At 37.1% G+C, this 12,883-nt stretch carries 14 protein-coding genes; 9 read left to right on the top strand and 5 right to left on the bottom strand.

Annotated elements, in window-relative coordinates:
* Positions 1-415: 415 nt before the first annotated feature.
* Positions 416-502 (top strand): YjcZ family sporulation protein, encoded by an 87-nt coding sequence (locus U8D43_RS10930; protein WP_335871278.1) that lies wholly within the window; start codon positions 416-418, stop codon positions 500-502.
* A 221-nt stretch (positions 503-723) separates the two neighbouring features.
* Here the strand turns inward: U8D43_RS10930 and U8D43_RS10925 are convergent, their stop codons facing one another.
* Positions 724-969, bottom strand: a complete 246-nt coding sequence (locus U8D43_RS10925) for an alpha/beta fold hydrolase (RefSeq protein WP_335871277.1) — start codon at positions 967-969, stop codon at positions 724-726.
* Positions 970-1,359: 390 nt separating this feature from the next.
* On the opposite strand from U8D43_RS10925, the gene U8D43_RS10920 reads away from it, so the two are divergent.
* Positions 1,360-1,914, top strand: a complete 555-nt coding sequence (locus U8D43_RS10920; RefSeq protein WP_335871215.1) for an RIO1 family regulatory kinase/ATPase domain-containing protein — start codon at positions 1,360-1,362, stop codon at positions 1,912-1,914.
* A 231-nt stretch (positions 1,915-2,145) separates the two neighbouring features.
* The gene (locus U8D43_RS10915; RefSeq protein WP_335871214.1) at positions 2,146-2,313 is read left to right on the top strand and encodes a hypothetical protein; all 168 of its coding nucleotides are present in this window, start codon (positions 2,146-2,148) and stop codon (positions 2,311-2,313) included.
* A gap of 116 nt (positions 2,314-2,429) precedes the next feature.
* Here U8D43_RS10915 and U8D43_RS20985 read toward each other — a convergent pair whose 3' ends face one another.
* The 4 genes from U8D43_RS20985 to U8D43_RS10900 all read right to left on the bottom strand — a co-directional run bounded on the left by U8D43_RS20985 (position 2,430) and on the right by U8D43_RS10900 (position 5,759).
* Positions 2,430-2,633, bottom strand: coding sequence for a colicin immunity domain-containing protein (locus tag U8D43_RS20985; protein WP_442893595.1), 204 nt, complete (start codon positions 2,631-2,633; stop codon positions 2,430-2,432).
* A 29-nt stretch (positions 2,634-2,662) separates the two neighbouring features.
* Positions 2,663-2,851 (bottom strand): hypothetical protein, encoded by a 189-nt coding sequence (locus U8D43_RS10910; protein WP_335871213.1) that lies wholly within the window; start codon positions 2,849-2,851, stop codon positions 2,663-2,665.
* 135 nt (positions 2,852-2,986) lie between these two features.
* Positions 2,987-3,199, bottom strand: coding sequence for a hypothetical protein (locus U8D43_RS10905; protein WP_335871212.1), 213 nt, complete (start codon positions 3,197-3,199; stop codon positions 2,987-2,989).
* Positions 3,200-3,293: 94 nt separating this feature from the next.
* On the bottom strand, positions 3,294-5,759 hold the full coding sequence (locus tag U8D43_RS10900) for a hypothetical protein (RefSeq protein WP_335871211.1): 2,466 nt from the start codon (positions 5,757-5,759) through the stop codon (positions 3,294-3,296).
* 161 nt (positions 5,760-5,920) lie between these two features.
* On the opposite strand from U8D43_RS10900, the gene U8D43_RS10895 reads away from it, so the two are divergent.
* The 6 genes from U8D43_RS10895 (at position 5,921) to U8D43_RS10870 (ending at position 12,614) form a co-directional block, all read left to right on the top strand.
* Positions 5,921-6,976, top strand: a complete 1,056-nt coding sequence (locus tag U8D43_RS10895) for a hypothetical protein (protein WP_335871210.1) — start codon at positions 5,921-5,923, stop codon at positions 6,974-6,976.
* Positions 6,977-7,077: 101 nt separating this feature from the next.
* On the top strand, positions 7,078-7,734 hold the full coding sequence (locus tag U8D43_RS10890) for a PIG-L deacetylase family protein (RefSeq protein ID WP_335871209.1): 657 nt from the start codon (positions 7,078-7,080) through the stop codon (positions 7,732-7,734).
* Positions 7,731-9,053 carry a glycosyltransferase family 4 protein gene (locus U8D43_RS10885; RefSeq protein WP_335871208.1) on the top strand — a complete coding sequence of 441 codons (1,323 nt, stop codon included), beginning with the start codon at positions 7,731-7,733 and terminating at the stop codon, positions 9,051-9,053. Before U8D43_RS10890 ends, U8D43_RS10885 begins: the two co-directional genes overlap by 4 nt.
* A gap of 1 nt (position 9,054) precedes the next feature.
* Positions 9,055-10,227, top strand: coding sequence for a carboxylate--amine ligase (locus tag U8D43_RS10880; RefSeq protein ID WP_335871207.1), 1,173 nt, complete (start codon positions 9,055-9,057; stop codon positions 10,225-10,227).
* Positions 10,228-10,233: 6 nt separating this feature from the next.
* Complete coding sequence (locus U8D43_RS10875; RefSeq protein WP_335871206.1) at positions 10,234-11,295, top strand: phosphotransferase; 1,062 nt, start codon at positions 10,234-10,236, stop codon at positions 11,293-11,295.
* An 83-nt stretch (positions 11,296-11,378) separates the two neighbouring features.
* Positions 11,379-12,614 (top strand): glycosyltransferase family 4 protein, encoded by a 1,236-nt coding sequence (locus U8D43_RS10870; protein WP_335871276.1) that lies wholly within the window; start codon positions 11,379-11,381, stop codon positions 12,612-12,614.
* The last annotated feature ends 269 nt before the right edge of the window (positions 12,615-12,883 follow it).

Genomic DNA, 12,883 nt, shown 5'->3' with positions numbered 1-12,883 from the left:
ACAATCTCCACTTTTAAACTTTCAATATTTTCAGACAGTGTGAAAGTGCTTCTCACTTTGTCACTAGCCTAATGATTTGCATTATTGGGACACGAGAAAACCTTACTGCCTGTTTTTCCTTGCATCTAGAGAAACAAAGTATGCGAAAAGAGCCTTATGAAATGACTGCTACAAACACTACTCTATTAGGGAAAAAATCTATTGAAGATATAATAGATTTTTTCCCTAATAGAGCAATAAAAATGATAAAAAGGGTTCCAGATGGATTTGAGGAGCAGAATACTTGTAAACTTCCCACACTCACGTTCCTTCAGTAGCAATGCATCTATATTTCCACTAGATAGTGAACATGTCCACACAAAATAATACTATTCACATACTATATAGAATACCTGAGGATTGTGAGGTGATATTTATGAGCTCTGGTTATGGAAACAGCTTTGTGTTAATTGTTGTTTTGTTTATCTTGTTGATCATTGTAGGTGCATCTTTTGCCTACTAATGAGGATGAAAGGAAGAATTTTAGATTTAATAGAGATTCTTCCTTTTTTTAGTATGTGATAATAAGCAAGGTTGGTATAGCTATAAACCCTGCTAAAATAACACGTTCAAGGAAACAAAGAGACTTTCATTATCCTGTTGGAAGTAGTCTGTAATTACAAGTAATTGATAGGTTTTGAGCAACACAAAAAAGACACATCAATCAAATTGGATTGGTCAAATTTATTCAACAATCATCTCACGACACAGATCATTATGTGCTTCTTTTGTTTTGTTTGAATTATTCAAATTACTTTGTTCCATTTGGTCTATCGATATATGAGGATTCATTACTAGGGTATCTAAGTCATATATTCGGTTGAAATTTGGTGAGGTTGCATCTAATAAAACTAATCCATTAAATTTGTCCGGAAATAGCATCACATATTGTAATGTACATAGCCCACCAAAAGAATGACCCATTACAATGATCTTTTTTTATACTAAATCACTAGTATTGTTTATACACTTACAGAAAATTCATTCTATTTATTTTTGAAGATTAGATCCAAAAAAGGAAACACTCCAATAATAGTGGTTCCATCCATTTGGATTTTATTTACAATAAGACTTTAGTGACAACGACAGTTCTTTTGTTATGGCTCTTTTCGTATACATTGTGGCTATTTCATCTGATTTATGATTACATCCTCCAATTCACTGTTGATTTCCATGAATTGCAGACGAAATGATGCACGAACCAATGCTATATTATAGGATAGTCTATTAAATTCAACGTTTGGTGGGGTTACGAACAAGGAGCGAACACCATACAATAGTAAAATAAAAAGAATTAAATAGAACTGGAGTGAGTATGAATTGGAGAATTTTTTTCGGGGGAGTAAAAATATAACTAAAAAACAATTAACTAACTTCCAACTAATAGGAGACGGGAAAGATGGTGAAGTCTATCGTCTTACAGAGGACAAATGTGTAAAGTATTTTTTCAAAGAAGAAACTCAGCAAAAAGAACTTGAAGCACTTCAGGTTGGGCAAGCCTCTTCAGTCATTCCGCGCATATATGAATATGGAGAAAATTATATCGTAATGGAATTTGTGCAAGGAATATCCTTCGCTCGACATATGAAAAGACAAGGAGAAATCAATGAAGAATTAACTGCCAAAATTCTAGATGTGTTAGAGGAATTCAAACGAATTGGGTTTACCAGATGGGACACAGAAGTCCGACATCTATTAATGAATGAAGAAGGACAATTCAAAGTGATTGATCATAAGCGAGCCTTTTCCACTTCGACCACTGTTCCAAATAAATTGCTAAAAGGTATTCAAAAATTCGGATTAACTGGTGAGTTTTTAAACCATGTAAACAAGTTAAAACCCGAGCTATATAAAATCTGGAAAAAGCATAAGTAATATTATTTATTTGCTTATAAACCAGTCTTTCCGATAGGCTTTTTCCGTATCCTTTCTTGCTCTTGGCACACAGAAAAAAAGGCAGTAAGATTATTTCGATTGATCTCCTATTTTTCATCTAGTACTGAAGAGTTTCTCATTAGAAAAGGCTGTTTTCGCGAAGTTTATTGCGTTTCGTATCAGTTGATCATTTACGAAAAGCGGAAGTAGCTGCCCTGCGGCGTCAGGCAAATGAAGAACTCGGAGGCGATGCCTGCATCGCTGGAGGGTTATTCATTTGACCCCGAGCCGCAAGCCACTGTAGCTGGATCACGAAATACGGAAGTGGCTGCCCTGCGGCGTCAGGCAAATGAAGAACTCGGAGGTGATGCCTGCATCACTGGAGGGTTATTCATTTGACCCCGAGCCGCAAGCCACTGTAGCTAGATCCGTCTGTTTTTGATAGAAATCAACAATGAAATGGAAAATTTAGTCAAAAATGAGATGGAATAGCCACAAGTTATACGAAAAGAGCCTTAGAAAAAGAGCAAGAAGTTATACAAGTCAAAGATTTTACCCCTATTCGAAAAACCACAATCTTTGCGAAAACAGTCTGCCAATAAGAAGTTGGAGGAAAGAAGTTGTTTCATTTTCGTTTGGACAAACTTAGTCGTGAATCGGTTATCTTCGTTAAGTTTAATAATTTTCCAGAAAAAAAGTGCAGAACTCTGTCTTCTCACAAAGCACTGCACTTACCTCTTAAGGTGTATTAAATTTTCTTTATAGTCACACCATCTAAATGAGTAAACATTACATCCCCATCTCCGTTTGCCCATACTAAATAGTGACAATCAGTGGAAATAAAACTTCCATCACAATCAAGTTTATCTTTTCCTGCAAATACTTCGATTTTATCTCCCAGCTTAAAGACTTTATTCAATTTCTCAGAAAGGCTCATCTTTTCCAACTCCTTCTTTTCTAGTAAGAGACGTCTATATATGTATATTTTCAAAACGAATAATTGTTAGGGCGAGTACCTAGCTTTCAAATGAAAAAAATGACTGGAATGTTCCAGTCATTTTTCACCTCTAAATTATAACTTACGGACTGTAATATTATCTAAGTTAGAAGTGTTCAAATCTCCGTTTTCATCAAACCATACTAAGAATCCTTCTCTTGCAAGAACAAATGCACCCTCTTCGATTTCATCATCGCCAGACAAAACCTCAAGCTTATCACCTAGAGATAAAATTCTATTAAGAAAGTCTGCCATGTTACCACCTTCTTGCCCCATTAAATCTGCCACATTTTTTTCCTCCCTTCACTTTGTATACTCTATTTTTATGCGTAAAGAACTATTGTGGAAAGGCTGATAACCATGTTCATATAAAATATTATTATTATTTTCGTTTGTCCTTTCTTTTGTCTTTATACAAAGGGGAGATTGGACTATTGAGATTCAGTTCTTCATCTCTTTCGATTTCTTCAAGCAAAGATGGTATGTGAGCTGCAGTATCGCCCTTCTCTGCTTTAGAATCAAGTTTTGTTTCATCCACCTCAATATTTTCCCGTTCAAAGGATAATTCCCCCTCAACTTCCACTTCGGCTGTCGTCTCTTCTCGTTCTTCCACTACGGTAATGGTCGCTTCCTCTTCTATTTTTAATTGTTCTTCAATCGAGGTTTCTTCCTCCTCGGTTCTCTCCAGTTCCAAAGGTATTTCTTCCTCTTCTCGTTTTTCCACTACGGCAATGATCGCTTCTTCTCTTTCCAATTGTTCTTCAATCGAGGTTTCTTCCTCCTCGGTTCTCTCCAGTTCCAAAGGTATTTCTTCCTCTTCTCGTTTTTCCACTACGGCAATGGTCTCTTCTTCTCTTTCCAATTGTTCTTCAATCGAGGTTTCTTCCTCCTCGGTTCTCTCCAGTTCCAAAGGTATTTCTTCCTCTTCTCGTTCTTTCACTACGGCAATGGTCGCTTCTTCTCTTTCTAATTGGTCTTCGATTGAGGTTTCTTCCTCCTCGGTTCTCTGTTGTTCCAAGGTTAATTCTTCCTCTTCTCGTTCTTCCGCTACGGTAATGGTCGCTTCTTCTTCTCTTTTCAATTGTTCTTCGGTTGAGGTTTCTTCCTGCTCGGTTCTCTCCAGTTCCAAAGGTATTTCTTCATCTTCTTGTTCTTCTACTAGGGTAATGGTCGCTTCTTCTCTTTCCAATTGTTCTTCAATCGAGGTTTCTTCCTCCCCGGTACTCTCTTGTTCCAAGGTTAATTCTTTCTCTTCTCGTTCTTCCACTATAGTAATGGTCGCTTCTTCTCTTTCCAATTGTTCTTCGATCGAGGTTTCTTCCTCCTCGGTACTCTCTTGTTCCAAGGTTAATTCTTCCTCTTCTTGTTCTTCCACTATAGTAATGGTCGCTTCTTCTCTTTCCAATTGGTCTTCGATCGAGGTTTCTTCCTCCTCGGTACTCTCTTGTTCCAAGGTTAATTCTTCCTCTTCTTGTTCTTCCACTACGGTAAGGGTCGCTTCTTCTCTTTCTAATTGGTCTTCGATTGAGGTTTCTTCCTCCTCGGTACTCTCTTGTTCCAAGGTTAATTCTTCCTCTTCTTGTTCTTCCACTACGGTAAGGGTCTCTTCTTCTCTTTCTAATTGGTCTTCGATCGAGGTTTCTTCCTCCTCAGTACTCTCTTGTTCCAAGGTTAATTCTTCCTCTTCTCGTTCTTCCACTACGGTAATGGTCGCTTCTTCTTCTATTTTCAATTGTTCTTCGGTTGAGGTTTCTTCCTCCTCGGTACTCTCTTGTTCCAAGGTTAATTCTTCCTCTTCTCGTTCCTCCACTACGGCAATGGTCGATTCTTCTCTTTCTAATTGTTCTTCGATCGAGGTTTCTTTCTCCCCAATACTCTCCAGTTCCAAAGGTAATTCTTCTTCTTCTCGTTCTTCCACTACGGTATCGGTCTCTTCTTCTCTTTCTGATTGTTCTTCGATCGAGGTTTCTTCCTCCCCGGTACTCTCTTGTTCCAAGGTTAATTCTTCCTCTTCTCGTTCTTCCTCTTCGGCGATGGTCACTTCTTCTTCTATTTTCAATTTTTTTTCGGTGGAGGTTTCTTCTTCCGTGACACTTTCCAGTTCCTGCGTAAACCCTACTTCTTCTATTATTGAAAGTTCAAGGGCTGGTGATTTTTCTACACTGTCTGAATGATCTACTTCCAACAGGATTTCAAATTCTTCTGTTAGATTTTCCTGTGCTAAAACAACTTCATTTTTAGCCTCTTTTTCAAAAGCTGGAAGGTCGCCTTCATCAGAAATTTGTTCGACGTTTTTATTCAGTTCAGTTTCTTCTGGTAGTTCGCTTTCCGCTTCCTTTTCAGAAGTGAGACCTAATTGTCCCTCACCAAGCAACTCGTTCTCGTTTACATCCTGCATGAACTCTTTTTCCTTTTCTAACTTAGAAAAGTTGATGATGTCTTCATTAATGGGAGACATTTTTTCCCTTTTGCTATTTTGGTGTTTTTTTGCATTTTCTGCATCTTTTTTGGACTTGTGCTTTTTCTTTTTTGACGAACCTATTTTTCTAATACTGAATGGTCCGGTCAAGTCTTGAAAGTAAATACTACCTTCCTCATCTACCCATATTAATAGGCGGTCTACCGCATCCACAAAGCTTCCTTCTGTGATCAGTTCATCTTCGAAAAATATTTCAAGGCGATCACCTAAATCAAACATTACATTCAACATTTCTGCTAATGATTTATGCGTAAATGAATCGAAAGTAGATTCATCTTTCTTTCCATGTTCATCTACTTGACATTTTTCTTCTCTTTTCAAGGGATCGTTTTTCTTCTCCTCTTCTGACGAATTTTCATCCTCAAACATTCTCCTTCACTCCTATTCTTCGAGTCCTTTTATCTTTATTACTATATGTTTGAAGAGTTAGAGTGTATAGCCTATTTTTGTTATAAATACCTATAATCTAAGCACTATCTGGTCCTATTTGAATAAGTTGTAAGTAACTCAAATAACGTGGAGTGACAAATATGAGAAAATGTTATCTTTATATAAATGAATACATCATTCCTGAAATTTATTCGCCGTATTATTACGATGATTTTATGGTCCCTTGTCATAATCAATCGACTTTTATTAGTGATATATATAAAGAAAATACAATGCAGCTTGACAACAATCCCTCATCTATTGCGGATTCTTCAGCTGCTAGGAATATAGGTAGAATGGTTCAAGAGGCAAGAAGAAAACAAAACCTTGGAAAGAAGTTACCCAACGAATCACGTACGTTCGATATCTCATTAGCAAACGAAGATCAACATTATGTTCTCTCTAAATTTACAAAGCAGAAAAAGAGTAAAAAAAGACGAAAAAACGCTGTCTTAAAAACAAGCGGACTAGGAAAGTATGTGGTGGATATTCACGATGCCTTATATTACTCAAAATATGATCCTAACAATAATCATCAAGATGAAAAACACCCATATACTTTTCAAAAAAAACAAACGAATCAAACACCAGCGAAAAAAACAAATCTTCCTTCCTTTTCAATTATAGATTTTGAAGTTGAAAACAAGACCGACTCTGAAGACATTGATGTGATTCATCTAGCAAACAAAGTAGAAGCAACTGAGAATACGGTAGAAAAACAGCCCGAACAGCCAAGAAAAACCTTCACTTCTAGTATTCGTCCTCCTTCTCCTGAGTCAGAAATTCAACATCCACTAGAACCTCTTGACTCTACTCCTTCTAAAACATTTACCGATAGTCCTGACATGAGTGATCCACAAATCATCCAAAATAATGACTCTGCAGATGAAAGTGAAGACACTCCTTATCAAGAACACCCCTTTACGATTAAAAAAAAGCAAAAAGACGACCACACATCTTTCACTTCCTTATTAAATAAACAACTTGTTCTTGGAGATTCAATCAATGTTTATGCAGGTAATAAATTACTAGATAAAAAGGGAACTTTTGTCACTGCAGGGAAGGATTTCTTCATTTGGATTGATGGAGAAGGAGACGTAAGGCTGCAAGTAATCAGTGGAAGTCTAAGTGTAGCCAAAGTAAAAAGAAATCAGTAACAATACTCTCATTTAGACATTAGCCTCCGCTAATGTCTGTTTCGCCTCCTTTCCCTTTTACATATAGTATTGTAATACCAAAACAGAATGAGGTGAAGTGAATGAACAAAACTGTATTGATTATTGCAGCACATCCAGATGATGAATTATTAGGCTCTGCAGGAACATTAAAACGACTAGTAGACCAAGGTTACCATGTCGTTTCAATCATTACAGCACTTGGAAGAAAAGAAGAAGCGCATCATATTCAGCAATTTTCTAGAAAAGCCAATAAAGAAATCGGTATCAAAAATGTCATCTTTTTAAAGCACACAAACCTAGAGCTTGAAATGGTGCCTCTTCATGAATTAACGAAAGAAATTGAAGAATTAATAGAATTATATCAACCAGTGAAAATTTTCACTCATCATTATGGTGACCTCAACCGGGATCATCAAATCACATTTCAAGCCGTATTAACAGCTACTCGGCCCATACCAGGTAAGCCACCTATAGAAATTATTACATTTGAAACAGTTTCCTCAAGTGAGTGGAACATTGCGACAAACGATAAATCATTTAAGCCAAATTATTATGTTGATATCACTACCACGTTCGAATCAAAAATCGCGGCTCTTAAACACTATGATGTAGAAATGAGAGAATTCCCACATCCACGTTCATATGAAGGGATAAAATATTTAGCCAATATCCGGGGTATGACAGTTGGAGTTCCGTATGCGGAAGCTTTTGAAATTATTAGGAGGGTTTGGAGTTGAAGGAGTTAATATTCCCCTATCCACACGTCGTCTCTGCCTTAGATCAGTACTATAAAGTAAAATCATCCTTCTCTACTAAATCTTCTAGAAGGAAAAAGCGGAAAAGTCGCAGAAGAAATCGAAAAACAAAAACAATGGAAGGTACGCCCAAAAAAAATCTTTCGATATTAATTGCCACGTTTTGGGATTATCCACATACAGGTGGCTTGTCGAACTACATCACCACGTTGAAAGAAGGCTTAACGGCTTTGGGCCATCATGTAGACGTAATATCACCTGCACAATTCCCTGAAAGGAAAGTGACCAAATTAAGAGAGATTGTCGTACCTGAATTAAAGGAATTTTTTACTGACCGCTATGGAAGCTGTTCAAGCAAAATACTACAAAGCACAAGACTTTTGTATATATATGAACAAATGATGAAAAGTATCAATCTAAAAAAATACGATATACTCCATGCACAAGATATCTTCACTGCGAATATATTGGGAAGATTTAATGAGGAATACAATAAACCGCTTTTATTCACCCCACACGGTATGTTTACCTTTAGTCGGGTGAAGTTTAACCGCATTCAAAAAGGTTCTGTTGAAGAATCCTATTACTTACAAACCGAACGCCAAGCGATTCAGTACGCATCACATATCGTTGTCATTAGTGATTCATTCCGGACTCCATTAGAATCATTGGGAGCGAAACAGGAGAATATGACCACGATAAATACCGGGATAAGCATGAACACCAGGCCAAAAGTGAAAGCCAATCAACAAAAGCTCATTCTTTCTTGTGTTGCTAGATTAGGCCCGCGGAAGGGACACACCTATATGTTTGATGCACTTGCTAAAATCAAAAAATTCACTAAAAATGTAGAGGTGTTAATTGTCGGTGATGGAGAAATGAGGTCAGCTCTTGAAGCACAAGTTAAGAATTTACAACTAGATAATGTCCATTTCTTAGGAAAACGAGATGATGTTCCGGAGATTTTAAGTAAAACAGATATCTTTATCCTACCTACGATCAATGATAATCTTCCTATCTCAATTATTGAAGCCATGCACAGTGGTACGGCCGTTATTTCTACTAATTGTGGGGGCATCCCCGAACTAATTCAAGATAAAATTACCGGGATCCTTGTCGAACCAGCCGACGCAAAAAGTCTTGCTAAACAAATTCAGTTATTAATCAAGTCTCCATCTCACCGCCAATCTCTAGGAGAAAACGCCCAACTCTATGCCCAGAAACATCTCACAAGTGAGGCCATGGTTTCTGGCATTTTCAAGCAATACATTTCGTTATTAACTGGAAAGGAGGAAGAATGATATGGCTAAACACCCTGCAGTCGTCTTGGACTTTAGTGCCAATGGCGTCGGCATCATACATACACTTTCCAAAAAAGGAATAGATGTGTATGCCTTCGATACAGCGAGTGCCTATCATAAAGGGCGATCTCGACTAGCTACATGCGGAATTTGTCCAAGTCCACTCACACAAGAAAGAGAATTGCTTTCGTTTTTAATCGACGTCTCTATGAATCTTGAAAAAAAACCAGTCCTTTATGCAGGAGCAGATGATTATGTTGTCTTCATTTCAACCTATCGCCATGAACTTTCTAAACACTATTTATTTCTCTTCCCAGATCACGAACTCATCAAGGATTTATTAGATAAAAAGAAGACCTATGACTTAGCGTTAAAGCATAACATTCCTACGGCCAAAACATACTTTGTACAATCTCAGTCACAACTTGAAGAGGCGATTCCAAATCTTGAGTTCCCGTGTATACTCAAACCTGTTTTCGGACACGAATTTAGAAAACATTTAAACAAAAAGGCGATTCACATTAAAGATGAGCATCAATTGCGGACAGAATTCCCCATTTACCGAAATTTCGGAGAGCTCATCATTCAAGAAATCATACCAGGAGATAATCAATCTTTTTATAAAGTAGCCACCTTTTTTGATGATGACATGAATTTGCTCGCCCTCTTTACACTGCAAAAAAATCATCAGTTTCCAATTCAATTTGGTACTGGTGCCCATATTGTCAGCAAACGAATCCCCGAACTTGTTGATATTGGCGTACCACTTTTACACACGCTGAAACTAAAAGGAATTGGGATGATCGAATACAAAAAAGATGATCGTGACGGAAAATATAAGCTGATTGAGATCAATCCCCGTTTTTGGTTAACTCATAGCTTAACAGGCTCAGCTGGTGTTGATTTTGCTCATCAATACTATTTGTATTTAACCGATCAAAACCCACACCCTCAACTTGAGCAAGTGGAGGGTGTTCAATGGATCTATATCGTTCGCTATTTTTTAACCTTTCTTGAGAAAAGAAGAAGTGGTGAAATGTCGATCCGCGATTTTTTCAGTGGGTTTAAAGGTAAAAATGTTTTTGCCCTTTTTTCCATTACCGACCCGATGCCTTTCGTCAGAAGCTCAGTTTCACATTTATGGAATACATGGAAACGAAAAAGAAAGGGGTGATCAACAATGTATCAACCGAATGAACTGTATACCCTGTTTCAAAAAAACGATTCTGATCACAAGCTCTCCACTTCTTTAGGAGAAAAAGTAACAATAGTTGCTGCATCTATTCAGTGTCTAAAATCAACCAAACGGAGTAGTATATATAGGCTTGAGTTGAAATCGAAAACCAAAAATACGCCGATGATATTTAAAATGTATCATGCTGCAAAATATAAAAATGAAATAGAAGTGAATATGTATAACCGAGCTCATTCATTTTTGAAGGAATTCCTTCCAGCTATTTACCTTATTGAAACACACGGAAATGAAACATGGGTGTTTATGGAATTCGTTCATCAAATCCGTGGGCAATTGACTTTCACACCCAAACATTTCGACTACATTATCCCTACGATTGCAAAACTTCATTCCCATACATTTGAAGATAAATTCAAAGATGAAAAAGAAATATTTCAATCTTGGTTGCCTCTTTATAACTCTGGCAAAATGAAAAAAGAACGAGAGAAATACATCGCTAATACCGTGAATTTTTTGCATGAAGCAAAAAAAGACTCTCGAGTAAAAGAGCTAATCAAACCGCATTATAAATCACTCCTTAAATTGTATAAAAACGGGCCTGATTTTTTCCCCGAATTAATAGAAAGTGGCTTTTCGATTACCCATGGGGATCTGCATATGCAAAATATTTGCTGTAAGGACGTCTCAAAAAATGAGCCCTGGCAAATTCAATTCATTGACTGGGAATCGGCTAAATTTGCACCAGCCATGTTCGATATGATTGTTTTGGTTGAAATCCTCTTAGCTTTTCGCAAGGATTGGCAAAGTCGTGGCGAAGAGATTCGTACACATTGTGTCGATTTGTACACGACTGAAATGAAGAAATATGGCATTCACTATCAAACCGATCCACTACAACTTTATAAAATGGCCTATTTACAACGAACACTTGATAAAGGTTTGCATACACAATTTAGAAGACTGTTTGAAAATCGCGGCGGTGAACTTCTTCCTTACCATTTAGAAAAAATAGCAACTTGGGGAAGTGAATTGGGCGTTTACAAATAAACGAAAGGAAGGATGAGAATGTGAGTAACGATTGGAATAATGAAGGTCCCTCTCTCTTGATCCATCCCTCCCTTTTAACCGTGATGGATTCCTATTACAATTTAGAAGGGGAAATGGATACATTTTTGCCCATGCAACACTTTGGTCAAAAAAAGAGTAGGAAAAAATGTGAGCAGTTGAAGATCTTGTATGTTACGTTCTTTGAATATCCCCATACTGGTGGATTATCAAATTACATCACTTCCATTAAAAGAGGTTTTCAGCAAATGGGGCATGACGTAGATGTGTTGGCACCTAACCAAATGTCTGAGCATCGTAGAACCAACACCATTCCTCTTATTGCTTCTCAAGCAAGGGATTTTTTGAAAAAAAGATACCGACTTGAAAATGAAAAAATCGTCAAAAACCTAAGCTATTTATCTGTCTTTCAACAGTTTCTTTCTGAAAACAATTTAGAAAAATATGATGTCATCCATGCCCAAGATTTATTCTCACTTTTTATTTTAGGGCAGCTCAACCAGCAATATCAAAAACCGTTATTTTTTACTCCCCATGGACTCTTCACTAAAAGTCGCTTAAAATTCAACAAAATGGAAAAAGGTTCAATTGAAGAAGCCTACTTTAGTGAAATAGAAAAGCAAGGAATTCAAGCAGCCGATGAAATCATCTTAATTTCCGACTCTTTTCGCCCCTCATTAATCGATTATGGCGCAAGCGAAGAAAAAATGACAACCGTGCATACAGGAATTGATTACCAACCTTTACCCAAAAAAGAAAACGAAGACAAACTGATCATCACAACTGTAGCACGACTATCACCGCGCAAAGGTCAAGACTTACTTATAAGAGCAATAGCAAGCCTAAGAAAAGAACTACTAGTCAATGTTGAATTATGGATAATCGGTGATGGCGTTATGAGAAAAACATTAACAGAACAAGTTAAATCGCTTCAATTAGATAATGTAATATTTTTTGGTAAACGAACCGATATCGCTGAGCTTTTAGCTCTGTCTGATCTATATGTATTGGCAACCATCAATGACAATTTCCCTTTATCAGTTATGGAGGCCATGTTTTCTAAGCAAGCGATCATATCAACCACCTGTGGAGGTATACCTGAAATGATTCAACATGAAAAAACAGGGATTCTTTGTGAACCAGGTAATGTTGAAGAGCTCGCAATAGCCCTAGAAAGATTAATTCAAAATCAAGATGAACGGAGAGCATTAGCTGCAGCAGCTGAAATTTATGCTTCTCAACATTTAACGACAAACGTAATGACTTCAAAAATTCATTCCGTCTATTCCTCCTATTTTTAAAAGACTCTTTTATTGAAAGGCTGTTTTCGCAAAGATTGTGGCTTTTCGAATAAAAAGGAATCCCTTGACTTGTATGATTTCGTGCTCTTTTCCTAATGAAAAATTCTTCATTTCTAGATTAAAAAGAAGAAATCAATCGAAAAAACCCTACTGCCTGTTTTTTCTTTGTGTCAAGAGCAACAATGTATACGAAACCCCATGTCCTGTCAGACACCGCAATGAATGAAAATGGGGTCTAGCGGTTTAATGATGCATTAAACTGTTCATCC

The organism is Bacillus sp. 2205SS5-2 (assembly GCF_037024155.1).
Lineage (GTDB): Bacteria > Bacillota > Bacilli > Bacillales > Bacillaceae_K > Bacillus_CI.
Note: the sequence above shows the minus strand (reverse complement) of the source record. Positions and strands in the feature narration are given on the sequence as shown.